Source organism: Alteromonas antoniana, assembly GCF_019249295.1.
GTDB lineage: Bacteria > Pseudomonadota > Gammaproteobacteria > Enterobacterales > Alteromonadaceae > Alteromonas > Alteromonas antoniana.
In genome coordinates this window covers 16,882-41,602 of sequence record NZ_JAESDH010000028.1, presented here as the reverse complement: position 1 = coordinate 41,602, position 24,721 = coordinate 16,882, and the positions used below count along the sequence as shown (strand labels likewise).

Below are 24,721 nucleotides of genomic sequence, written 5' to 3'. Positions count from 1 at the left end.
GTACTCACGTGTACTACCCTGGCTGAGGCGGCTCGTTGTGATTGTTTTGGTACGGCCTACAGCCACTCATTTGCTGTGACTTTATCTCACCACTTCGACAACAATCGTGTTATTTTTTACGTTCACGAGAAGCGAATTTTGTTTTACGGAACGACTAATACAGGTTACAACGGCGTTCTCAGGTCTACAGGCTCCATCGGGAGTGAAAGGTATTTTGATGGATTTTTCTTCACTGCAGCAAAAGTGGAATGCATTTCTGCACTCTGCCAATGACGCGATTGTCAGCACGCAGTTTCTGGTTCAGATATGTCTGATTGCCGGTATCTACCTGATTGCCTATCTGATGGCAGTCACGTTAAGAAGCCGTATCCCGTTTACCCGGGCCAGGCCGGGAGAAGGCGCGCATTCACTGCACTGGCTGGGTTGGAAGCTCGGTGGACTCCTGTTTCCGGTACTTGCCATTACGTTGCTGAAGCTAACCACAGTGCTGGGCAATGAATATCAGTTCAACGCCTGGCTGCTGGAAGTGGCGCTGGTGATCGCGGTGATGCTATTTCTGGCATCCTTCATTCGTGCCTTTGTCACCAGCGACACCGTGGCGATGTTTATGCGATGGGTTGGTCTGCCACTGGTGTTTTTACATCTGGTGGGGGTGCTTCCCGCCGTCGTTGATGCGCTTAAGTCAGTCTCATTATCTGTCGGCAACGTAGATATTTCCGCTTACGGCGTAGCACGCGTCATCATTTTCGGCATGCTGCTCTTCTGGCTTGGTCGCGCCTCCAATAATGTCGGTCAAGATATTATCCGGCGTCACAAGACGCTGGATATCACAACCAAAGAAGTCTTTGTCAAATTGTTTGAAGTGGCGCTGTTCTGTATTGGCTTCCTGCTGCTGTTAAACATCATGGGCATCAATCTGACCGCGCTGGCAGTGTTTGGTGGTGCTGTCGGTGTAGGTCTTGGTCTGGGTTTACAATCTATCGCGTCAAATTTTATTTCAGGCATTATCATCTTACTGGATCGCTCTTTGACCGTTGGCGATTACGTTGAACTGGATGATGGCAGCAAAGGTTTTGTGCGCGAGTTTAAGATGCGCTACGCCGTACTGGAAACCTATGATGGCAAAGACATCTTAGTGCCTAACGAGAAATTCATTAGCTCACTGCTGATTAACTGGACGCACAAAGATCCCAAGCAACGTTACCGCATCGATTTTTCGGTTGCCTACAAAACCGATATCCGCGCCATGTGCGACATTATTCGCGACGCCGTCGCGCAACACCCCCAGGTTATCAGCGGCGATCACATTCCCTTTGAGGAGCGCCCTGACTGTGAAATTGACAGCTTCGGTGACTCCGGCGTCAATATGTTCGTGGAATTCTGGATGGAAGGCATCGATGATGGCAAAAACCGCGTCGGCGGCGACTTACTGCTGCTGGTATTTGAAACACTTCGCGAACACAATATTGAGATCCCGTTCCCGCAACGTGAAGTGAGGGTGATTAATGAAGAGCCGGTTTCCTTTAAAAACACCACGCCGGAATAAATCGCTTCTTTAACCACTGGGAGCCTGGCAAACCGGCAAATTTGAATAATCCACTGACACCAGGTGAAAAATCAGCACCGCAGCAGGGCATGCCGTTCTGCTGCGGTTATAAACCCGCCGCCGTTTTCCCGGCACTTTGAAATATCTCTTTACAATGCATTGCCCGGCAAACACAGCCATTAAATCGACTCCATGATATCAATAGGCTAACATCAATTTTTTAACGCACATCAACAACCTGAGCGTATAGGGAGACACATCCAGTGAGTTTACTTCGCACTTTATTAATCAGCAGTGCCGTGATGGCGCATACGGCCCTGCCAGTCATGGCAGATACTCAGTCAAACAGCACAGCAACCGTCGCCGAAAAACAACAAAGTGAGCACGACCGTCTGTTTGCCTTGTTCGCTGAGTCGGATGAGCGTCAGCTGGCACTAAACCCGATTTCAGGCCTTTTCCGGGGCGATATGCGCCGCGCGGACCGCCTGGGTGACTACCTTACAGATGCACAGTTTCTTGCCTCGCGCACCGATACGTTGCTGAATCTGGCGAAGCTAGACCAGATTGATCGTAGTAAACTTAACGATACCGACAAGCTGTCTTATGATGTGTTTAAGTACAATCAGGAGCAAAGCCTGAAAAGTATGACGGATGAAATCCGGGCTCTGACGATTGTACGTCCTGTAAATCACTTCAGCGGCTTCCATACCTTTTATCCCACGTTTGCCAGCGGCAAAGGCGCGGCACCTTTTAAAACGGTTGAAGATTACGAAAACAACCTTTCCCGCCACCAGGACTATATCGACATTAGTGAGCGTGCTATCGAACGTTTCCGTCAGGGAATGGAGTCCGGTGTTTTTGAAACAAAACTGACCATCGACAGAGTGATTAAGCAGTTTGATAAGCAACTTTCTATTCCAATGAAAGAGTCACAGTACTGGGGTCCGGTTGCGATGATGCCGGACAGTTTCTCTGATGAAGACAAAGCCCGACTGACTAAAGAGTATGAAGAAGCTACCAAAGCAATTTATGCGTCTACTGAACGGATGCGTAATTTCTTACGTGATGAATACCTCCCTGTCGCTCGTGAATCTATTGGTCTGAGCGACATGAAAGGTGGTGAAAAGCTCTATAAGCAACTTATCGAAAGCACCACCACGTTACCGTTGACGGCAGACTACCTGCATGAGCTGGGCTTAAGCGAAGTCAAACGGATCAAAGACGGCATGCTTGAGATCATGGAAGAAGTTGAATTTGAAGGCACGTTGAATGAGTTCTTTGATTACGTGCGTACCGATGCGCAATTCAAACCTGAAAGCCGTGAAGCACTGACTCAGGATTATTATCGTATCGGTCGTGAAGTAGACGAGAAAATCGATGACTACTTCTCACTGCTGCCAAAGTCAGAGCTTGAAATTAAACCCTACGATCCGGCAATCGAGCAATTCAGTGCGGGCGGTTCGTATCAAAGCGGCACGCCTGATGGGTCACGCCCCGGCACGTTCTACTTTAACGCCTATGATCTGCCGAGCCGTCTGACCACCGGTAATGTGACGCTGTACCTTCACGAAGGGGCACCAGGTCACCATTTCCAAATCAGTCTGGCACAGGAAAATGAGGCACTACCGGCGTTTATGCGCTTCGGTGGTAACACCGCTTATGTTGAAGGCTGGGCTCTGTATTCAGAAACGCTGGGTTATGAAATGGGCTTCTTCGATGATCCGTGGAACCGCTACGGCACATTACAGGATGAGCAGTTGCGCGCCATGCGCCTGGTCGTCGATACCGGTATTCATGCCAAAGGCTGGACCCGCGAGCAGGCCATTGATTTCATGCTGGCCAACTCCGGTATGACCCGCACCGAAGTCGTTGCCGAAGTTGAGCGTTACATTGCAATCCCTTCACAGGCACTGGCTTACAAAGTGGGCGCCCTGAAAATCCAGGAGCTGCGCAAAAAAGCAGAAGAGGCGCTGGGTGACGACTTTGATATCAAAGCCTTCCACGCCCAGGTGTTGGGAACCGGTGCGTTGCCACTTCCTATTCTGGAGCAAAAAATTGACCGCTGGATAGCATCACAGAGCTAAGCCTCAGTCACAGTCTCTGATTAAAAGTGAATAAACAGGCGGATACCGAAAGGGTATTCGCCTGTTTTACTTTCATGGTACTGAAAGCGTTTGGCGTAATCGTGTAGTCCGGCAGCGACAATTTCAACAAACTCCGTTCAGAAAACCGCATCCTATACCTTAGTCTCAACTTCCTCCCTTTTTGTATACAAAACGTAGCGTCTTGACTACACTCAGAATAGTTGTTGATAGCGGTGATCGCACCAATCTGCCGGAATAATTATGCTTTCCGCTATTCGTGTGTATCAACCCCTGCAGAATAAAAAGAGCGCATAAGTGAGAGCCGAAGCTGCAAAGACCTCCTTGCCACTGATTGAAGAAAAACCTGAGCAATATCTTTCCCGTCGAACTGTCGAAACCCTGTTTGCACGCTCCAAAATCGGCCCGGTGTTTTATAGCCTGGCGGTGGTGTTCAGCGCCCTTCCACAGGGACTTTTTCAAACCCACACGGCTTATGTATTCACTTTTTTAGTGCCTTTACTGGCAATAGCCGGTATTCGCCTCGCAGGCAAAGTGCCGTCAAAAGATCAGTACGCGTCGTGGCGGGCACGTCACTGGCTACTGGTCTACGGCTGCGTACTAATATGGGGCGCATGGTTTGGCTGGATATCCATGCATCCTGACTGGACCAGCGCATTTATCGTTAGCCTGATTTGTACTGTGAACTTCTCCACTGCTATCGCGCACCAGTTCTGTATCGACAAGCGCAATGCCATGGCTTGCAGCCTGCTGTGTTTTATCTGGGCCTCCGTTGTCATTGTTTTGTATCGCCCTGAGCTGGTTGCGATTTTGTATGCATTCGGATTTTATTGCCTGTATTTGATCTCGACGATAAAAAACGCGCATGCCGAATTTTTCAGAAAGCTCGATATCGAATTAACACTGATAGAGACACAGCGCGAGCTGGATAGCTTGGCGCGAACGGATCCACTGACGGGACTCGCTAACCGGCGCGTTTACGACGCCGAAATGCAGAGAAATTTCTCTCTGTCAAAGCGTCACAACACGGACTTCAGTTTGATCCTGTTAGATTTAGACCATTTCAAATTACTTAACGATACGCATGGGCACGCTATAGGTGATTTGTGTATTAAGGCGGTAGCCAGCGTGCTTAACGACACCTGCCGACGTGAGCTGGATATCGTCGCCCGCATTGGCGGAGAAGAATTTGCCATCATCCTGCCGGGTACATCCATTGATGATGCCCATAAGTTGGCGATTCACATTCACCAGCGCTTTCAGGAGCTGACCGTTCCGGAGATTCAGGAGGCAACAGCGAATATTACCGCCAGTATCGGCGTCGGAAGCGTCGCAAAAACAGGCGCACAGGACGTTAACACCCTGTATGAGCTCACCGATGCCGCCGTTTATGCTGCTAAACAACAGGGAAGAAACCAGATTGGCATTGCCCGGTTGCGTTAATCTGTAAGCAATGACTGCGTTCGCCTAACGCTTCAATAAAAGGCCCGAATTGACTGCCGTGTTCTACCTTCAGCGCCCTCTAATATGAAACCACACTTTGGAGGACAAAAAAACGCCAGCACGGTGGCTGGCGTTTTGCTGACATAGCATCTTGCGCTACGTGTTAGTTGATGTCCGCAGTCAGGTCATGACGCAGGTCGAAACGGTCAAGGCGCATCACCTTAGTCCAGGCATCGACAAAGTCATTCACAAACTTCTCGCTTGAATCATCAAACGCGTACACCTCGCTTATCGCACGCAACTCAGAGTTTGAACCGAATATCAGGTCAACCGGTGTTGCGGTATACAACACATTGCCTGAATTCCGGTCTACCCCTTCATAGACTGACTCATCATCCGTCTTGCGCCACATGAGCCCCATGTCAGTCAGGTTAACGAAAAAGTCGTTAGTAAGTTGCCCCGGCTTATCAGTAAGCACACCGTGACGACTGTTACCCGCATTCGCGCCAAGCGCACGCATGCCACCCACAAGCACTGTCATCTCCGGAACCGTCAGATTAAGCTGATCGGCTTTATCCACCAGCATTTCGGTAGGCCCCCGATAGCTTTCCTCGACGTTGAAATAGTTACGGAATGCATCTGCCGTTGGCTCCAGCAGCGAGAACGACTCAACATCTGTTTGCTCTTGCGTCGCATCACCACGTCCCGGAATGAACGGAACGGTAACATCGTAGCCTGCATCGGCAGCCGCTTTCTCTATTGCTGCTGCGCCAGCCAGAACGACAAGGTCACCCATGGAGATTTTCTTACCGCCGGCATTGCCGTTGAAGCGTTTCTGGATCTTGTCCAACTCCATCAGGACGTTATCGAGTTCTTGCGGATCATTCACTTCCCAGCTGGCTTGTGGTTGCAGGCGGATTCGACCACCGGTAGCTCCACCACGCATATCCGATGCCCGGAAGCTTGACGCCGCTCCCCAGGCAGTTTTCACCAGAGCAGAAACACTCAGTTCGGTGTCCAGGATCGCTTTTTTCAGCGACGCCACATCGGCATCTGTCACCAGGTCATAGTTGATTTCCTGCACCGGATCCTGCCAGATAAAATTCTCGTCTGGCACGTGGTTACCTAAATAGCGGGTTTTAGGCCCCATGTCACGGTGCGTGAGTTTAAACCAGGCTTTTGCAAACGCTTGCTGGTATTCATCCGGATTAGCCAGAAAGCGCTCGGCGATTTTTCTGTACTCAGGGTCATATTTCAAAGCCAGATCAGCGGTTGTCATAACCGGTGGGTTCTTCTTACCTTCCACATGCGCATCCGGTACGGCATTGTGCATCGCCTTGTCTTTCGGTACCCAGATAATTGCGCCGCCCGGACTGCGGGTTTGCTCCCACTCATTGTTTAGCAAGTTCGACAGATATAGCGTCGTCCAGCGCGTTGGCGCTTGTGTCCATGCGCCTTCCAGGCCACTGGTCACAGTATCTTCAGCATTGCCTTTACCACATTTGTTTTTCCAGCCCAGCCCCTGCTCTTCGAGACCTGCCGCGCCGGGTTCTGCATCCAGACACTCGCCGGCCTTGTGCGCGCCATGCATTTTACCGAAGGTATGCCCGCCGGCGATAAGCGCCACTGTTTCTTCGTCATTCATTGCCATGCGACCAAAGGCCGTGCGAATATTTTTAGCCGACCCCATTGGGTCAGGCTTGCCTTTCGGGCCTTCAGGGTTAACGTAAATAAGCCCCATGTGCGTAGCACCAAGCGGACGCTGCAGCTTACCATTGCGCTCTTCGCGATCGCTTGCCAGCATTTCGACTTCAGGTCCCCAGTATACTAAATCCGGCTCCCAGTCATCGGTACGGCCACCAGCATAACCGTAAATGTCAAAGCCCATGTTTTTCATGCCAACGGTACCGGCGAGGATCATTAGATCTCCCCACGACAGCGCACGGCCATATTTCTGTTTTATCGGCCACAGCAAACGGCGGGCCTTATCAAGGTTACCGTTATCCGGCCAGCTGTTCAGCGGATCGAAACGCATTTGCCCGCCTTCACCGCCACCACGGCCGTCCAGCGTGCGGTAGGTACCGGCACTGTGCCAGGACAGACGAATAAAGAACGGACCATAGTTGCCCCAGTCGGCAGGCCACCAATCCTGTGAGTTGGTTAACAACGCGTCTACATCAGCCATAACCTGATCGAGATCGAGCTTGCTGAACTCTTCAGCATAGTTAAAGTCTTCGCCATAAGGGTTTGATCGTGCGTCGTGGCTGCGCAGTGCAGTTAAATCAAGCTGATCAGGCCACCAGAAGTTATTTGACTTAGGTGCAAAGGGCTGTGCGACACCGTTGCCTTTCGCTCCCTCGGGTTTACTCATTGTCTTATGGTCATCAGCCAGCGCCATTGGGCTTGTTAGCGCCAGAGCGACAAGACCAGACAATGCTGTCCGTTTGAACCTTAAAATCGCCATAGTTTTCACCTGTATTGTTGTTTTACTCAAGGCGTGCCCCGAGCACGCACGTTAAATAGTTGTTAACCGTTAGTTCGGCGTACAGATAAGATAGTCAAGAATTGACAAATCGCATAAGCGATAAAACAAATACAGGTAATTGAAAAAGCTGATTAAGCGAAGTGCGGGTGAATAAAGTAGCATTCTGTTTACACACAAAAAAACAGACAGTCTTTATTCACCTCTGAGGCTTACTATGGCGGCATTTCTAGTATGCCCCGCACCGTGCTGTGGTATCTCTGATACGGCAAAATGCAAAACATGCAGGCCGCAGATAGCTGGCTATGCTCTGATATTGTATGACCAGTGGCACATTTCGCTTGATGTTGGGTAGGGAGCGTTACTCGCGTTCGGCCATAAGAGTCAGACTCGCGACCATCACCTGACCTCGCGCACACTGTGCTAAGCGCTTCACGGTTGCAGGGTCAGGCAATTTGCTTTGCGTTACCGCGGCTACCTGCAGATAAGCCTGTGGTTTATGATACCGCGCGAACGCAATCGAGAGCTGGCGCTACGCTTTCAGGTAACCGGGTTGTCACTTACAAAGTTGACTACCCGCAAGCCAGACTGGTGATTCAGGATGCAATGAGAAGTTTTTAATCGTTTCCACACATCAGAGGGTCCAGTCAACATGGAACGTCTTACCATCCCAGGTCTGTACCGTTAGCCACAATTTATCCCGCGCGTTAATTCTGGCATCAGCTAGCGCATGCACATGCTGTCCGTGACGTGTGCCGTGCAGGATCCCCAGCTCTTCCTCTTGCAATGAATCCAGTGGCAGAGGCACTGGGCCTATATTCAGGTACGCCTGACGAATATCACTGACCTCACCTTCATTTACCATCACCAGAAAATCTTTTACGTATTTGCCGTCATGTTGATAAGGCGGTTTCTCATCATAAGGCATGGGCGTAAATTCAAAGCCAAAAGCCGACTTATTGTCCAGCGCATCGGGAAAAACCGGGTTTTGCGATTGATAATAAAACCATGGGGGTAAAGTCAGTATCAGCGCACTCAGAAGAAATTTCACTTTCCGCCATGGGGTAGCAATTTTTCTGGCCATCAGTTCGCTCCTGCTGTCTGTGTGGTGGTTGAGCCCGACGGTGCCGATGTTGCCTGACTTACCAGTTTACGGCGCCACATCCAGAACCCGGTGATCGACATACCGGTGATAAGTAAACCGAACACAAACCAGATAGCTTTCGTCACAATGCCACCGACGGTGCCAAAGTGAAGCCGGTCAGCCAGATGCATAACGGTTTGCAGCGGCGCCATTGACGTCGGCGAATAGGTGTCGGTCACTTCCCCTGTGTAAGGATTAACAGCCACGCGATAACTGTACTGATCGTAAAAGACTTCTCCCTGATCGCCGGAAATTTTATATGTATCCCGGTTATGTTCAGGCAGCATGATAAAACTGGGCTGCAAATCGGGATATCGCTGCCTTGCGGTGGCCATAGCCTGATTCAGTGATACCCGCTTGATCTCGCCCGAATCAGCACCATCCGGCATTGCCTGCGCTGACAGAGAAGCTGGCCAGGGCTCAATTTCGACCTCGTTATGCCATAGCACGCCCTGAATCAGATACCACAGGCCGGTAATTCCCATAATAAGTAAGAACCAGATAGACCATGCACCGGTGGTTTTGTGAAGATCTGCCAGCAGTGTCTTTGTGCCGTGTGTAAAACGGAGGGTTGGCCGGGTAAAGGCGCGCCAGAATTTTTTATACACCATCATCCCGGTAATGACCGCGCCCAGCACAAATACACTTAGCAGGCTGACAAGGTAATAGCCTATGCTGTAGCCCTGCTGCCAGGGAAACAGCAGCCAACCATGCAACGAACGCATAAAGTCGATAAAGGTCTGGCCATCGTTTATTTCCTGAACCTCACCGGTGTACTGATTAATATAAGCAATGGCATACGGTTTATCGACATCGGTGAACATCACCGCATACGTCAGATAAGGTTCTCTTACAGTAATACCGGTGATGTCCGCAGTAGGATATTGCGAGGTTAACGCGCGGGTAATATCGTCCATCGGCAGAGCAGCCACTGATTCAGGGTTATCCGCACGGGCATTTTCATTTACCAGCCAGGTGATTTCATGACTGACTACCGCCAGCGTGCCTGTCAGACAAATAAAACAAAATAGCACCCACACCGGCAACGTGAACCAGCCGTGCAGTTGAAACCAACGCTTATTGCTTACTTTTTTTCCCATGAAAATCAGACTCTGTCTTTTATCGCTCTTTCTGGTGAGGACAAGGGCGACTGTTTGTGCACTGTCATTATCATACAATTATGACTTGCCAGCGCTACGAATTCAATTGATAATAGTTATCATTACTCATTGCATCACCAACACGAGGATTGTATCTTGTTTTTGCGCTCCTTTCGCCCCCTGTCTGTCGCACTGGCAGTCACATCTGCCTTGTCAGCACCTGCTATGTCACAACAAGCACCTGCCACTGACGATATTGAAAAGATCACGGTTTCAGGTAGTTATACTGTTAGTGAAGTCATTGATACCGCCACCGGACTGGGGCTGACGCTGCAGGAAACACCGCAATCTGTCAGCGTGATCACAGACCTGCGAATTCAAGATCAGGCACTGGATACACTCACCGACACCGTACTGAATGCGGTTGGTGTCTCTTCAAAGGAAGTCGACAACGTGCGTAATACGTTCCAGGCCCGCGGCTTCGATATCACAAATTATCAGGTAGATGGTGTGCCACTTTCCTGGAGTCTGGCTGGTGACTCCGGCGAAACCATTGCGGATGTTGTGTTGTACGAACGCGTAGAATTTGTGCGCGGCGCTACCGGATTACTGACAGGCGCCGGCGATCCCTCTGCCTCAATCAATCTGGTTCGCAAACACGCAACAGCAACGGATACCCGTGGTTATGCATCTGCTGCGCTGGGGAGCTGGAATAATCGCGAAGTGGTAGCAGATATCGGTACTGGCCTTAACCGCTCAGGCTCTGTTCGCGGGCGCATTGTGGCAAAGTATGAGGAAGGCGACTCATACCTGGATCTGTACGAAGATGAAACCACGGTGCTTTACGGCGTGCTGGAAGCTAACATCACCAATAATACTTTGCTGCGCGCAGGCGCAAGCTATCAGAAAAACACGCCCACCTCGCCCACCTGGGGCGCGTTACCCACGTTTTTTAGCGACGGCACCGAAACTGACTGGGATGTTTCACAGACTACGGCTGCTACCTGGACGCGCTGGGATACCACGGGGACGAACCTGTTCGCTAACCTGCATCACGTATTGAGCAATGGTTGGGAAGTAAAGCTGAATTACAACAAACTGCGCTACGAGCAGGAATCGAAGCTACTGTATCTGTTTGGTACGCTGGATAAAGAAAGCGGCGTGGGCCTGTCATCCTGGCCGTATCAGTCTGAAGGTACCAGTGAGCAGGATAGTGTAGATATTCAGCTAAGCGGTCAATACTCACTTGCCGGTCGTGATCATGAGTTTGTACTGGGCGCACTGCGCAGTGAGCAATCAGCCGATACGCTTGAGTTCAGTGCCATGGGAGACAACGCATTTCTTCCGGTGGGCAACTTCTATGGCTGGGACGGTAATTTCCCCGAGCCTGAATGGAGCACTCAAGGCAATGTGGCTCAGGACATGGATACTGAGCAAACCGGTTTCTATGGAGCCACTCGCCTGCACATCACGGACAACCTGAAAGTCATTGCCGGCGGCCGTCTGGCAAGTTGGGAACGTGATGGCGTAAGCTACGGCGTAACTACTGACTTCGGTGACGACAATGTGGTTATTCCTTACGCCGGCCTGCTGTACAACATCACCGAGCAGCATCGTGTGTATGCCAGCTACACCGAAATATTTCAGCCCCAGAATGCGCAGGATCGCAATGGTGACTATCTTGCCCCCTTAGTGGGGCAAAGCGCGGAAGCTGGTCTGAAAAGTACATACCTCGATGATACGCTGCACACCTCTATCGCCGTGTTTCGCATAGAGCAGGATAATCTTGCGCAGGACGATGTTGGTTTTATCGTTCCCGGGACAGTAAACACCATTGCTCAATTTGAGGCACAGGGTACAGTGTCTGAGGGGTTTGAACTGGAGGTCGTCGGACAGCCTTTAGAAGGCTGGCATATTACTGCCGGATATTCTCAGTTTACCGCCGAGGATGCTGATGGAAACGAAGTGAATACTGATCAGCCACGTAAACAGCTTAAACTGTTCACTACCTATCAGTTAGTCGACTTATTACCTGAGCTCACCATAGGCGGTGGCGTTAACTGGCAGGACGACACCTATTCTGTCAATGGAGACATCAAACTGGCGCAGTCATCCTATGCCCTGGTTAACCTGATGGCGCGTTATGATATTTCTGATGCCACCTCACTGCAGCTGAATGTGGATAATGTGACTGACGAGAAATACTATAGCCAGATTGGCTTTTTCGACCAGTACCGATACGGTGCGCCGCGCAATGCGACACTGACACTGAAAACGCGCTTTTAATTCAGAGTGGTTTTTAAACAGCGCATCCTGCCGGTGTGAAAAGGATTCATACCGGCAGGGAATTTTCACCTACGGCTTTTTCTTCAAAATTTCACTACCTGTTGTTTTTACGCAGATTTTTTACCCAATCCTGAAAGTCTTTCCGACTTTTTCCGCTTTTTACCGGGTTTGGGAGGTGGCACGGCAATTGAAACAGCTTCTGTGACATTTGTGCCCCGTTTCTTTTTCATCGGGGCTTAATTCAATGTAAGAAGGAAGTCATTATGAAGCACATGAAAACAACACTGGCAGGAATCATCGCACTAACTGCATTTGGCGCAAACGCGCAGTCGTATGATGAGAATATTGATGAAAGTGGTTTTTACGTAGGCGGTAACTATGGTTATCTGCGGGTAGAAGGTGAAGACGACTTCGATGATGACAAAGATGTATGGCAGGGACTATTAGGCTACCGTTTCAATGAATACTTTGCGCTTGAGGGAAGTATTATTGATTTTGGTGACTACGGCAACGACGTCGCGGGCGCATCTACCGATGGTTATACCGCAGCGCTGAAAGGCTCTTTCCCCATCACAGAGCGCCTCTCAATCTACGGTAAACTGGGACAGTTGTGGTCTGAAACAGAATACAATGTGGGCACCTTCAGCAACGATTATGACGATGAAAGTCTGTTTGTCGGTGGTGGTCTGAGCTATGCGGTCACGCCGAATTTTCTGATTAACGCAGAATATACAGTCTACGATGCTGAGTTGGACGCAGAAAGCGCAGTAGATGATATCGACGACACAAATTTTGAAACTGATCTGAAACAGGCCAGTCTGGGTGTTGAGTACCGTTTCTAATTGGTAACTTGCTGCATGTGACCATTCTTTACGAATGGTGCACGTTCCGATGGTGCCGGGCTTTGCCCGGCATTTTTTTATCAGCCGGCTTAGCAGCCAGCTGATATACTCAAGCTAACCGTGTGATTTTCAGTTGTGGTCATGTTCCAACAAGCCCTTATTTATCTGGGGGCAGCATTGATTGCTGTTCCTATCGCAAAGCGTCTCGGACTTGGCTCAGTGCTTGGCTATTTGCTGGCGGGTATATTGATTGGCCCGTTTGTGCTGTCGCTTGTTGGCGATCAAACAGAAGTCATGCACTTTGCCGAATTCGGTGTGGTGATGATGCTGTTTCTCATCGGCCTTGAATTACATCCCTCCCGGCTGTGGAAATTACGACACTCTATTCTCGGCCTCGGTGGCTTGCAGGTTACCGTGTCTGCGCTGCTGATTTTTCTTATCAGTTTTTTCGCCCTCAACCTTGCATGGCAACCGGCGCTTGCTGTGGGTCTCATGCTGGCGCTGTCTTCTACCGCAATTGTTATTCAGAGCCTGGAAGAAAAAGGCTGGCTGAATCTGGACGCCGGACAAAACAGCTTTTCGGTATTATTATTTCAGGACATTGCCGTTATCCCCATGCTGGCAATGTTGCCACTGCTGTCTTTTCAGCCCGCTTCTACCATGGAGGCCGCCAGTCATTCGCTGGTTCATGACTGGCCCATTTACGCACAGGTGTTAATCTCCACAGCCGTCATCCTTGGCATTATTCTGGCCGGAAAATACGTGTCGTCTCCCATAATTCGCTATATTGCCCAAACCCGGTTGCGCGAAATTTTTACCGTATTCGCGCTGTTTCTGGTAGTCGCGATCGCGTTATTAATGCAGGCAATTGGGTTATCGCCGGCACTTGGCACATTCCTCGCGGGCGTGGTGTTGGCAGAAAGTGAATTCCGACACGAGCTGGAAGCCGATATTGAGCCTTTCAAGGGGTTATTGCTGGGTTTGTTTTTTGTTGCCGTCGGCGCCTCCATCGACTTTGCCCTGTTTAGCGACAATGTGTTGCTGGTATTGGCATTGGTGGCATCGTTAATTGCGGTTAAAGCGTTCGTACTGTTCGCACTGGCAAAATTATTCAGTATAAATCATCAGCAACAGCTGCTGTTTACACTGGCACTGGCACAGGGCGGCGAATTCGCCTTTGTTCTGCTGACATTTTCCAGACAGCTTTCAATACTGACGCCTGATCAGGTCAACCTGATCACGCTGGTCGTCGCCATATCCATGCTAATTACGCCACTGTTGCTGATGCTCTATGATCGCCGTCAGCGCAAATCCTCTGACAAGCGCCCGGCCTTTGACGCACCGGCCGATATCGGTGAGTCGAAACATGTGATCATTGCTGGCTATGGACGCTTTGGCCAGATTATCGGGCGCCTGCTTCATGCTCAGGGTTATGAAGTCAGTGTACTGGACCACAGCCCAAGCCAAATCGACTTGCTCAGGCGGTTTGGCAATACCGTTTATTACGGCGATGCGGCAAGAAAGGAGCTGTTAGATGCAGCCGGCGCGAACAACGCCAGACTCCTGGTGATTGCCATCGACAACGCCGATAAAACCCTTGAAATCGTAAAGCTGGCACAAAAGCATTACCCCAATCTGGCTATCGCCGCGAGAGCCCGGGACAGACGTCACGCCTACCAGCTTCTGAAAATGAAAGTGAATGCCCTTAACCGCGAAACGTTCGATTCTGCGATTGTGCTGGGTACCGAGGCATTAAAACTTTTAGGCAACACTGAGGAGGATGCAAACCGGGCCGGCCGAATTTTCCGTGAGCACGATATCGAATCGATGAAACAACTGGCAGATTTGTGGGGTGACGATGCATCTTATGGCGTTGCCGTTCGCCAGAGAATGGAAGATCTGAAGCAGGTACTGGCAAAAGACACTCAGGCACGTTCCCGGCTTAACGCATGTGACGAAACCGTCAAGTCGGACGACAGTCAGTAACTGATACGAGTACATTCATCTGCCGCTTCAACGCTAGATCACACTGACTCTGGCGTGTGAAAGGCTCTTAATCGCGGACACACCGCCAGTACAAATGCGCGCCACGTGCCCTCACGGCAATCCATGCCACCACAACGTATTAAAATGCATACCCTGTATAAGCGATCTATACTCTAGCCAGACAGTGGGTTAAGAATAAACTGGTATACTTTCGTCTAATAATTGTGACGTAATCGTCTCGCTTTTTTTCGCATCAGTTCTGCCCGACGGAGAGTTCACCAGGCATGTCGCTTAGCCTTCCTATCGGCATTGTAATGGCGTTTGCTATTAACTTGCTGGTTAGCATTTACTTCTTTGCTTTGTACAAAGAGCAGCGTGAACACCAGTCGTATTTGTACTGGGCGGGCTCCTGTGCGCTGTTTGCGCTTGGTATCGCCGCAACGGTCGGCTCTCACACGTTAGGGGATGTTCAAATCCTGAATACAATGGCCTGCTTGATCCTCTACAGCGCGACTTACGGACTCTTTCACGGTTTGAATGCATTTGAGCTGACACGCACCTCAGCCCGACTGTTAAGAAAAGCACAAACGTTATTTTTCGCCGGTGCCGCCGCCATCCTGGTAGCCAGCCTTTACGGACCGGTTGTGAATGCAACCACATCGGTGTGCATGGCCATTATGTTCCTGATCACCGAGGGATTCTTCTATCACCGCCGCTCACCTTACCAAACTGCCTATGCAGTGCTGAGGGCAGTGTTGCTGCTGCATGCGTTTATTCTGTTTTTGCAAGGCGTGGTTATTGTCGTGATGATGGCATCAGGTAATGATTCCGCCATTATTCAGTTGTTTGAAACCACGTTACTCACTCACCTGATTCTAACTGTAGCCACTGCACTGCTGTTACCCGTTCTGCATGTACTAAGACAACGTCGTCACTGGGAGAAAATAGCAAGTTGTGACGATTTAACCGGACTGTTGAGTCGGCGCACATTTATAGAAAAAGCTTATAAATCAATCGCAAATCCGAAAATTGAGACACATTCCCTGCTCATGGTTGATATTGATCATTTCAAATCTATCAATGACACCTATGGTCACCAACTCGGTGATGATGTGCTCCGTCAGGTAGCGAAAACGCTCAATAGTGGCATCAGAGAAACTGACGTTATAGGACGTCTGGGTGGCGAAGAGTTCGCTATTCTGATGCCCGGGCTTCCGGTTGACCGGGCTCATGTGGTCGCTAACCGGCTGCTACAGACCGTTGCGGATAACGAACTGTGGTTTAACGACAACGTTATTAACGTCACCATCAGCATTGGGATCGCGGCATCCACAGACGTACTAGACAGCTGGGATGCGCTACTGGAGAATGCCGACAAGGCGCTTTACAGTGCCAAGCGCGAGGGCCGAAACCTGGTATTTATGTTTGGCCAGGCCACGCCCTCGCAGTCCATGTAGGCAATACGAAGGGCAATCCGCCTGAGCATGCAGGACGAACCTCACCTGCACTATCTCTTAACACTAACTGTCTATCAGTTGTATCAGTTTTGCCACTGACTCAATGCGCGATACCGTGCTGCGAACCAGATTATCTATCTCGTTACTGGCTTCCCGCGAGTTACCTGCCAGTGTTCTCACTTCATCCGCCACCACAGCAAAGCCCCGACCTGACTCTCCGGCCCGCGCGGCCTCAATAGCGGCGTTAAGTGCCAGAAGATTGGTTTGCTCTGAGATTGTATTTATTGTCCCCACAATGTTACTGATGGTCTGGCTTGTTGTGACCAGTTCACGCATTGAATGCTGAGTTTCGTTTACTGCTTTCTTACGCGAGCTGACGTCGACACCAAAGAAGACATACCGGGTAATTTCACCGGAGAAGTTGCGCAATGCACTGATTCTTGAGTCAAAAGCAAGGTAGTTGTCGCCCTCTCCTACCTCAAACACTTTTTCCACTGCCCCGGAGGAAGACATCGCGTCGATTTCGTTTTTATCCAGTGAACGAAATAACTTATTCGCCATGTCTTCAGTCGACAGCTTACCCTGCAGCTTTGTTTTAAGTAGCGCGTTTGCGTCAGTGACATTGCCATTGGTATCGATTTCCAGTAAAACCAGCGCACTTCCGATGGCGTCCAATTTGCGGGTAAAATCCAGCGCCATCTGCTTTACTCGCGTCACATCCGCCTGCACCGCAATGAAGTTGACCAGTTTTCCCTGCTCGAACACCGGGTTTATCGACAACGAAGTCCAGTACGCTTCGCCATTCTTCCGGTAATTCAGTATTTCATCATAGAACGGCTGACGTGCATCCAGCCGTTTTCTGATTTCTGTAACGGTTTCAGGGGACGTTTCTTCACCCTGCAGAAAGGTTCCTGGCTTTTTACCCCTGACTTCCTCGAGGCCCCAACCAGTCAATCGCTCGAAACCATTATTCACGTATTCGATTCGGCCTTCAGCGTCGGTGATGATCACGCCGTTATCTGTCTCGTTGGCCACCAGCGATAGCATTCGCTGCATTTCCCTTTGCTCTACTTCCTCAGTGACATCTCTGACGAATGCGGTATACAGCGTTCGACCGGCAAGCCGAACTTTTGATAACGATAACCTGCCCCAGAGAACCTGACCATCACGGCGCTCTACTTTCACTTCCCGGCTGGTGCCGACTATCTTATCCTCGCCGGTTGTCCGGTTAGCGTTTACGTAGTTATCGTGATTGGCCTGAATGGCTTGCGGCACTAACATTTTTACGTTTTTACCAATTACCGCTTCGCGCTTGTACCCCCAGAGCACCTCCGCCGCGGCATTAAATAAGGTGACATTGTTGTTTTCATCAATACAGACAACAGCGTCCAGTGCCTGCTCCAGCGTTTGCTCTACAATTTCGCGGGATTCGCGCTCTTCACTGACATCACGAACAAAGGCAGTGTAATGTTTTTTACCTCCGACAATGATCTGCGAAAGTGAAAGTTGAACCCATATCCGCTCGCCGCACTTTTTTTCCAGTTCCACTTCCCGGGAGCTACCCACAATTTTATCAATGCCACTCTGACGGTGGGAATTCACATAACTGTCGTGGTTTTGCTGATGCTCCACTGGCACCAGCATCCGGATATTCTTTCCTAAAACCTCATTGGCGGAATATCCCCAAAGTGCACTTGCGGCATCGTTAAAAAACGTAATATTGTTTTTCTCATCTATTGTCACAATGGCAATAATGGATTGTTTCAGGGCCTGCTCTGCGGCAGTATTTCTGGAAAAAACGACATGCTTTGATTACTTTCTAAACAAAATGTGCAGTTCACCGGGCTATATGATTCACCGCATTAACTTCAGCGTAGTACAACTTGTAATCAACAGGGTATTTCGAAAAATAATTTCTTGCTAATCAGAGTGTTCATTCAAGATAATTTAAAGAATAACGCTGAGTAAAGCGTCAGGGTGCGCCTCCCCGCGCTATAACGGAAAATATTACAGACCCACCTACTAATCTTTCCCGTCCCACCCTGTCAAAATTACACACCACCTTCATAAACACTATGCCAACATCATATAAAACAACGCGTTAGGCTTTTATTTATTGTTATCTTCTGATGGAACGCTTTGTGCAACACCTCACTATTATTTTTTTCATTTTGTTGCGTACTCAAAGACATAGGAGGCAAAAATGTCTGCGTCAGGCTCAATTTTTAAACAAGGAGAGAATTGCTGGGTGACGAACACCGCAACATTTGCATCCCCATTGATCGACTGTGCAAATTATTACCGCGCCCTGCATTCTTCTATCGTTAAAGCGAAACACAGCATTTTCATCGTCGGCTGGGATATTGATAGCCGTATCCGCCTGTTACGTGGCGAAGAAGAGGCGCAATCCGAAGCCCCCTCTGTGGTCAGCGACCTGCTGGCCTGGAAGGCAGAGCAAAATCCGGATATGAAGATTTATCTGCTGCGCTGGGATTCATCGCTAGCCTTTTTTGCACAACGTGAGATGTGGGCCAAAGAAGTCTGGGATGAGAAAACGCCTGACAATGTAAAAACAGAGCTGGACGACACTATTCCAATGGGCGGCAGCCAGCACCAGAAAATCGTCGTCATTGATGATGAACTGGTTTTCTCAGGCGGCATGGATGTATCGACAAATCGCTGGGATACGCGTGACCACCCAGTGGTTAGTGATGAAAGAATGGGCCCTGACGGAGAGTATGGCCCCTTACACGATGTGCAAATGGTGTCATCAGGCCCGGTTGTAAAAGACTTTGCTGACCTGGTGCGCTGGCGCTGGCTACGGGTTGCAGAAGACCAGCCCATTGATATTCGGGAAGAAGCATTAAACGGGCCTGACGCACCAAAACCTGAGTCATGGCCGGAAAGTGTAGAGCCGTGGTTTGAAAATGTGGAGTGTGCTCTGGCCCGGACAATCCCCTTTATGGACGAAGTGGAGCCTGTGCAGGAAGTTCGCCACATGTTGCTTGACCTTATCAGCCAGGCGGAGAATCTGATTTACATCGAGAATCAGTTTACGACCCGTCAGGAGATTGCAGAAGCGCTCAACCGCAGATTAAAAGAGTGTCCTTCGCTACATGTGATCATTGTCAGCTCTTATGAGCCGAAAGGGAAATTTGAGCAGGAAGCGTTCTGGGCAAGCAGAATCGAGTTTAAGGATATTCTGGAAAATGGCGTAGAAAGTGATCGCGTCACCATGACCTACTCCTCCTGCGAGGATTTGAAAGGTCGCAAGGCTTACAAGCGTATTCATTCAAAGGTGATGACCATAGATGATAAATACGCAGTGATTGGGTCATCGAATTTAAGCAACCGCTCGATGTCACTGGATACAGAAATCGATACGGTTTTGCATGGCAATACCGAAAATAATCGTAAGCAGGTAGCACGGATCCGCGATGACTTGCTGGCAGAGCATACTGGCAGAGAGGTAGAGGAAACAGCGCAGCTGTTAAACCAGGATAATCCAGTATCAGCATTGCTTGAAGGGCAGTTGGCGCATGGTTATGTGTTAACGGAAGTGAACGACCAGGTATTTACTGAACAATCTAATACCAACATTTTCCGCTCACTGTCAGACCCGGAAGAGCCGCTGATTTCGCTGCCGACCATGGATGGCAGCGCAACGCCGGCGCGCAATCCGCGCAGGCGCACCATTATGATTGCTATTGGCACGCTCATCGTTGCCATCATTGCCGGCCTGCTGGTCTGGGCTAGCTACTCTATAGAATGGCTGAGTTCAGACAATATAAATGCATTTTTAGAGAAGAGTCGCGGTACTTATTTTGCACTGCCTACCGTTCTTATGGTGTATGTCATCGGAGGCTTACTGTTCTTTCCTGTTACCGTTCTCTCACTTGCAGTGGCGGCTATATTCGGTCCGATCTGGGGGCCTATTTACGGGATTATGGGAGCATTACTCAGCTCTGCAACTACGTTCGGTATCGGCAAAGTGCTTGGCAATGCAGGTCTGAAAAAAGTTGGCGGACCGAAAGTCGAAGCACTGGATGAAAAACTCAAAACCAGCGGCATTGTGGGCGTTGCGGCGATAAGAATGCTGCCTATTGCTCCGTTTAGCCTGGTGAATCTGGTGGCCGGCATATCCTCTATTGGGCTGGTACAGTTTCTTGTGGGCACCTTTCTGGGCATGTTTCCACCTATGATAGCGAAAGGTCTGGTAGGTGATTCGATAACCCAGATTTTCCGTAACCCGTCGCCCGAAACCATTAGTTACCTGATTGGTGGGATTGTACTTTGGGGCCTGATGATTTGGGGGTCACAGAAGTTTGCCCGTTATTATCAGGAACGCAAACAACGTAATAAGGCAGAAGCTGAAGAATGTGTCGTATAGTCAGTTATAACATTCATAGCGGTATTGGCAGAGATAAGAAACAGGACTACAGAAGAATAGGAAATTTTTTAGCCGATGCGGGTGCCGACATCGTGCTACTACAGGAGATGGATACCCGACCCTCTGAGCGAAGCACCGAGCGTGATATTCGCGATATCTGTGCGGGTCAGGTATTTACCCTGGTTAAGTCTCCCGCCCTGGAGGAGTCTGATGGCTGGTATGGCAATGCTGTGCTGTCCCGCTACCCTGTCATAAGCAACGAGACACTGGATGTGAGTCAGGAGGGACGGCAACCTCGTAATATACAGACAGTAGAAGTTGAAACGCCCAGAGGGCCGCTCACTGTCATCAACACCCACAAAGGATTGAAAAAGCGTGAACGGCGTTCACAGTTTGCCATGCTACATGAGTATATTCAGAATAGGCTCAAGGAGCGTCCCTCGCCAGTTGTGGTTGCCGGTGACTTTAATGAGTGGCAGTTTTTCACAACGGCGTTTAAAGCGATGAACGACACGCTTGCACAGCACACTGTGGGTGCGACGTTTCCCAGTCAGTTTCCGTTGTTTTCACTGGACCGCGTCTGGACAAGTACAGACATCCGGGTATTACGCTGCAAAAAGCTGAAAGACCGCCGGGCAAGACTGTTCTCGGATCACTTGCCGGTTCAGATTGATCTTCGGTTGCCAGTGTAAGCAGTGGCATGCACCGTGGCATGCTTGCATTATGGCGAGATAACGCGCGGGCTTCGGTTTGTCCTTTGTTAAAGGGCTACCCGTTGGGGTGCCCTGCCTATTTTGCCGTTTTCTCTGCTCGAGTTGTTATTCAATGACTGCCCTACAGCGGCAGGTTGCACGCAAGGATAGTGGCTACACAAGTTATCGACTGCATACTAGCCAGTAAGCCTATTGCGCAGCCAGTTCTGATACCTGACACAATGACCATAGTCTGCAAAACACAGATTGTTTTTTCTCAGCTCCCCGCTTTCCTCGCAAGCACAATAGTATAAAAAACTATCACGCCGTATTTCACTTCATACCCATTTATCGACCAATGTCTATGCTGCCAAGCGCAAACATAGAGTGCACTAATGTCACTTTTGTCATACCATAAAACCTGTAAGTAGGCTGTCTGGAATAAACTGCTATTGCGCTGAACTGGAGATCATAAAGTGTGAATGCTGCCAGACACGGGAATTAAGATATTTCAGGCGCAGGTTTTATCGGAATAATTGCGAATTGTGCTTGCAGGAACAGGAATATCGCAAATACTTTCCCTAAGGAGGATGCGAACAAGTCTATGGTCGCTCAGGCATGCAGCCAAGTGACCCATCAAGGCGGTCTGTTGCTGGCCTGACGAGTTAAGTCAAAAAGACCATCAACGAATAGGCGCTTGGCTGCAGGCCCCAAAGGCCAAGCCATAAAGCAGACAGGTACGGCGTAAGGTTTCCTGGCAAGGACATTGCCACAGCCTGCGCCCCCTGTCTTGAAACTGCCTGTTTCAGGGCTCGCTGAGTGACTATAGACTTGTTCGCATCCTCCCCAGACATTATTTCAGGAGATATAAATGGCCATTTCTTTGTTGGTAGCCGATGACTCAAAGCTTAGCAGGCGCAGTGTGATCAAATCACTGCCCCCTGAAATTGAGTTCGACATAACCGAAGCCGCTAATGGCAAGGAAGCGATAGCCCATATTCAGGACAGTCGCTATCAGCTACTGCTACTGGATCTGACAATGCCTGAAGTAGATGGTGTAGGCGTGTTAGAACACCTGAGAAATCAAGGCGACGGGCCGGATGTCGTGGTCATCAGCGCTGACTTTCAACCAGAAAAACAACGTACCGTTATGGCATTAGGAGCAAAAAAATTCTTGCGAAAACCTCTCGATAGCGAGGAATTAGCCATGACACTGTTTGAGTTGGGTTACTTATGAGCAGCGTAATTCCACTCACTGAAGACCAGCGCGACGCGCTACAGGAACTCCTGAATATTTCGATGGGTCAGGCTGCAAACTCGCTTGCCCATTTAATTGAAACCCAAATCGGCATTTCAATCCCCAAAATCGCCTCTGTCACTCCCAATGAATTGTTCGGTTTAATTCAGCAAAACGACCAGGCCTTTTATACCCGGCAATCTTTTTTGGGTGATGTGCACGGTGAGGTGATGTCAGTGTTATCCAGAAAAGGCTTAAAGGAAGTTGCCAAGCTACTTGAATACGAAGAGCCTTTATCAAAAGAAGACGTTCAGGAAACCATACTCGAGCTTTCCAATATTCTGGCAGGCGCCTGTTTAGCCGGGCTGTCTGAGCAACTTGAGTTAAATACGAACCTCAACATGCCCACATTGTTTGCCCCTCACAAAGCAACATTCTCCGATTTACAGTGGGAAAACAGTCTGGTGATGGAAGTACAGTTTGATATTGAATTCTCTTCATTTTCCATGCGCGTGGTGTTTTGTCTTGATCACGACTCGTTTAACAGGCTGACGCAAACCCTGGATGAGCTACTAGGATAATGTTCGAGCAATTGGTCGAAAAACTGCCGGTTGGCATCTGTGTGGTAGACGAGGAATACCGCCTGGTTTACTTAAACGCGTTTTTTATCGACCGCATGCAGGCAGAATGGCGAAAAAGCTATCCGGGTGAGTTGCTGGAAACGCTATTTCCTGAACAGGCAAAGTTTTTAAAACGTCGGATAAAATCGGTGTTTGTATTGCAGCATCCCAGTTTCAGCTACTGGGAGCAACGCCCGCATATCTTTCCGTTTCGAAGTTCGCGTCCTATTACCGGTGAAGAAACGCAAATGTATCAGAACATGGAAATCGTTCCGATCAAAGAGAAAACCAATGGCCGCCGCCTGGCTTGTATTTTTCTTCAGGATGTCACCGCCCAGGCCAGCTACTTCAAAACACAACAAAAACTCTCTGAGGCACTGAAACGCGAACACAAAGCGCAACAGCAGCTGATCCGTAAGCTCGACTCTGCACAAAGCCAGCTTATTCAGGCGGAAAAAATGGCCTCTACAGGCCAGCTTGCTGCCGGCATTGCGCACGAAATTAATAATCCGATTGGCTTCGTTCAGGCTAACCTGAATACGCTACAGCAATACAGCGAACATCTTTTACAACTCTGTGATGCTATCAACACCCGGCTACAGGATGAGCGGGACGAATTAAAAGACTTTATATCGGCACTGCGCGACGAGCATCATTATGACCTGCTGCGCGAGGATATGGGTGATTTAATTAGCGAATCAGAGGATGGCCTGAAACGCGTGCACGATATTGTTCAGAATCTCAAGCAGTTTGCGCTGGAAGAGAAAACCGGGTTGCAGACCCTGGATATTAGCGAAGCGACCCACCAGCTCATGCAGCTTATCAGCGCACAATACAAGACACCTACCTATCGTGTTCAATGCGCCTCTGAGCCGATACGGTTGCAATGCGACCCCGGCGCCGTCAAACAGGCGCTGATGAACGTGGTAATGAATGCAGCGCAATCCGTTTCTGGTTCGGGTTGGGTCAACGTTCAGCTTGCAGAGCAGGATGACATGGTGACTATCAAAATAATGGACAACGGCTGCGGGATTTCTCAGGAGAACATGAAAAAGATTTTTACGCCGTTTTTTACCACCAAACCAGAAGGCCAGGGTCAGGGGCTGGGTCTCTCAGTGGCTTACACAGCAATAGAGCGACACAATGGGAACATTCATATCAACAGTAGCCCTGGCCGTGGGACGGTGGTTGTAATCAGGCTACCTTTGCGTCAGGATAAAAATTCACCACAGGAATTTGCATCCGAATCTCCGGGTGAATCGTTTGGCTAAATAAGAAGCGAGTCTACTCTGTGGGTCAATATTCAGACGACCGTCTGGAGCACATCCTTTTGCAGTTTTCCTGCTCAGAGCAACGACGACTGGCCGTGTGCTTGAGTCTGACACGCATTTTCT

At 49.6% G+C, this 24,721-nt stretch carries 16 protein-coding genes; 12 read left to right on the top strand and 4 right to left on the bottom strand.

The window, feature by feature from the left end; all coding sequences use genetic code 11:
- Window positions 1–217 precede the first annotated feature (217 nt).
- From JKP77_RS18730 to JKP77_RS22700, 3 genes are all read left to right on the top strand, one after another.
- Window positions 218–1,546: a mechanosensitive ion channel family protein gene (locus JKP77_RS18730; protein WP_218312693.1), complete on the top strand. Its 1,329-nt coding sequence runs from the start codon at window positions 218–220 to the stop codon at window positions 1,544–1,546.
- A 263-nt stretch (window positions 1,547–1,809) separates the two neighbouring features.
- A complete protein-coding gene (locus tag JKP77_RS18725; protein WP_338024898.1) occupies window positions 1,810–3,630 on the top strand; it encodes a DUF885 domain-containing protein in 1,821 nt (606 codons plus the stop codon).
- Between the two features lie 315 nt (window positions 3,631–3,945).
- Window positions 3,946–5,091 (top strand): GGDEF domain-containing protein, encoded by a 1,146-nt coding sequence (locus tag JKP77_RS22700; RefSeq protein WP_218312692.1) that lies wholly within the window; start codon window positions 3,946–3,948, stop codon window positions 5,089–5,091.
- Between the two features lie 163 nt (window positions 5,092–5,254).
- On the opposite strand, the gene katG is transcribed toward JKP77_RS22700, so the two are convergent.
- From katG to JKP77_RS18705, 3 genes are all read right to left on the bottom strand, one after another.
- Window positions 5,255–7,555 (bottom strand): catalase/peroxidase HPI, encoded by a 2,301-nt coding sequence (katG, locus tag JKP77_RS18715; RefSeq protein ID WP_218312691.1) that lies wholly within the window; start codon window positions 7,553–7,555, stop codon window positions 5,255–5,257.
- A 652-nt stretch (window positions 7,556–8,207) separates the two neighbouring features.
- On the bottom strand, window positions 8,208–8,657 hold the full coding sequence (locus JKP77_RS18710; protein ID WP_218312690.1) for a hypothetical protein: 450 nt from the start codon (window positions 8,655–8,657) through the stop codon (window positions 8,208–8,210).
- Window positions 8,657–9,817 (bottom strand): PepSY-associated TM helix domain-containing protein, encoded by a 1,161-nt coding sequence (locus JKP77_RS18705; protein WP_218312689.1) that lies wholly within the window; start codon window positions 9,815–9,817, stop codon window positions 8,657–8,659. Before JKP77_RS18705 ends, JKP77_RS18710 begins: the two co-directional genes overlap by 1 nt.
- 225 nt (window positions 9,818–10,042) lie before the next feature.
- Between JKP77_RS18705 and JKP77_RS18700 the strand changes: the two genes are divergently transcribed.
- The 4 genes from JKP77_RS18700 (at window position 10,043) to JKP77_RS18685 (ending at window position 16,388) form a co-directional block, all read left to right on the top strand.
- Entirely contained in the window at window positions 10,043–12,103 is a 2,061-nt protein-coding gene (locus JKP77_RS18700) for a TonB-dependent siderophore receptor (RefSeq protein WP_218312688.1), read from the top strand.
- 263 nt (window positions 12,104–12,366) lie between these two features.
- Window positions 12,367–12,945: a porin family protein gene (locus JKP77_RS18695; RefSeq protein WP_218312687.1), complete on the top strand. Its 579-nt coding sequence runs from the start codon at window positions 12,367–12,369 to the stop codon at window positions 12,943–12,945.
- A 141-nt stretch (window positions 12,946–13,086) separates the two neighbouring features.
- Window positions 13,087–14,931: a monovalent cation:proton antiporter-2 (CPA2) family protein gene (locus JKP77_RS18690; RefSeq protein WP_218312686.1), complete on the top strand. Its 1,845-nt coding sequence runs from the start codon at window positions 13,087–13,089 to the stop codon at window positions 14,929–14,931.
- A gap of 284 nt (window positions 14,932–15,215) precedes the next feature.
- On the top strand, window positions 15,216–16,388 hold the full coding sequence (locus JKP77_RS18685; protein WP_218312685.1) for a GGDEF domain-containing protein: 1,173 nt from the start codon (window positions 15,216–15,218) through the stop codon (window positions 16,386–16,388).
- 63 nt (window positions 16,389–16,451) lie between these two features.
- Here JKP77_RS18685 and JKP77_RS18680 read toward each other — a convergent pair whose 3' ends face one another.
- Entirely contained in the window at window positions 16,452–18,131 is a 1,680-nt protein-coding gene (locus JKP77_RS18680) for a PAS domain S-box protein (RefSeq protein ID WP_420840078.1), read from the bottom strand.
- 460 nt (window positions 18,132–18,591) lie between these two features.
- Between JKP77_RS18680 and JKP77_RS18675 the strand changes: the two genes are divergently transcribed.
- The 5 genes from JKP77_RS18675 to JKP77_RS18655 all read left to right on the top strand — a co-directional run bounded on the left by JKP77_RS18675 (window position 18,592) and on the right by JKP77_RS18655 (window position 24,598).
- Window positions 18,592–20,778 carry a VTT domain-containing protein gene (locus JKP77_RS18675; RefSeq protein ID WP_218312684.1) on the top strand — a complete coding sequence of 729 codons (2,187 nt, stop codon included), beginning with the start codon at window positions 18,592–18,594 and terminating at the stop codon, window positions 20,776–20,778.
- Window positions 20,766–21,470 carry an endonuclease/exonuclease/phosphatase family protein gene (locus JKP77_RS18670; protein WP_218312683.1) on the top strand — a complete coding sequence of 235 codons (705 nt, stop codon included), beginning with the start codon at window positions 20,766–20,768 and terminating at the stop codon, window positions 21,468–21,470. The genes JKP77_RS18675 and JKP77_RS18670 overlap by 13 nt, the downstream gene beginning before the upstream one ends.
- An 871-nt stretch (window positions 21,471–22,341) precedes the next feature.
- On the top strand, window positions 22,342–22,707 hold the full coding sequence (locus JKP77_RS18665) for a response regulator (protein ID WP_218312682.1): 366 nt from the start codon (window positions 22,342–22,344) through the stop codon (window positions 22,705–22,707).
- Window positions 22,704–23,288, top strand: a complete 585-nt coding sequence (locus JKP77_RS18660; protein ID WP_218312681.1) for a chemotaxis protein CheX — start codon at window positions 22,704–22,706, stop codon at window positions 23,286–23,288. Before JKP77_RS18665 ends, JKP77_RS18660 begins: the two co-directional genes overlap by 4 nt.
- A complete protein-coding gene (locus JKP77_RS18655) occupies window positions 23,288–24,598 on the top strand; it encodes an ATP-binding protein (protein ID WP_218312680.1) in 1,311 nt (436 codons plus the stop codon). Before JKP77_RS18660 ends, JKP77_RS18655 begins: the two co-directional genes overlap by 1 nt.
- The last annotated feature ends 123 nt before the right edge of the window (window positions 24,599–24,721 follow it).

Bases quoted from the DNA above. Each gene is read 5' to 3' on its own strand.
- JKP77_RS18730 (WP_218312693.1), top strand. From the start codon at position 218: ATGGATTTTTCTTCACTGCAGCAAAAGTGGAATGCATTTCTGCACTCT.
- katG (WP_218312691.1), bottom strand. From the start codon at position 7,555: ATGGCGATTTTAAGGTTCAAACGGACAGCATTGTCTGGTCTTGTCGCT.
- JKP77_RS18710 (WP_218312690.1), bottom strand. From the start codon at position 8,657: ATGGCCAGAAAAATTGCTACCCCATGGCGGAAAGTGAAATTTCTTCTG.
- JKP77_RS18705 (WP_218312689.1), bottom strand. From the start codon at position 9,817: ATGGGAAAAAAAGTAAGCAATAAGCGTTGGTTTCAACTGCACGGCTGG.
- JKP77_RS18700 (WP_218312688.1), top strand. From the start codon at position 10,043: ATGTCACAACAAGCACCTGCCACTGACGATATTGAAAAGATCACGGTT.
- JKP77_RS18695 (WP_218312687.1), top strand. From the start codon at position 12,367: ATGAAGCACATGAAAACAACACTGGCAGGAATCATCGCACTAACTGCA.
- JKP77_RS18690 (WP_218312686.1), top strand. From the start codon at position 13,087: ATGTTCCAACAAGCCCTTATTTATCTGGGGGCAGCATTGATTGCTGTT.
- JKP77_RS18685 (WP_218312685.1), top strand. From the start codon at position 15,216: ATGTCGCTTAGCCTTCCTATCGGCATTGTAATGGCGTTTGCTATTAAC.
- JKP77_RS18675 (WP_218312684.1), top strand. From the start codon at position 18,592: ATGTCTGCGTCAGGCTCAATTTTTAAACAAGGAGAGAATTGCTGGGTG.
- JKP77_RS18670 (WP_218312683.1), top strand. From the start codon at position 20,766: ATGTGTCGTATAGTCAGTTATAACATTCATAGCGGTATTGGCAGAGAT.
- JKP77_RS18665 (WP_218312682.1), top strand. From the start codon at position 22,342: ATGGCCATTTCTTTGTTGGTAGCCGATGACTCAAAGCTTAGCAGGCGC.
- JKP77_RS18660 (WP_218312681.1), top strand. From the start codon at position 22,704: ATGAGCAGCGTAATTCCACTCACTGAAGACCAGCGCGACGCGCTACAG.
- JKP77_RS18655 (WP_218312680.1), top strand. From the start codon at position 23,288: ATGTTCGAGCAATTGGTCGAAAAACTGCCGGTTGGCATCTGTGTGGTA.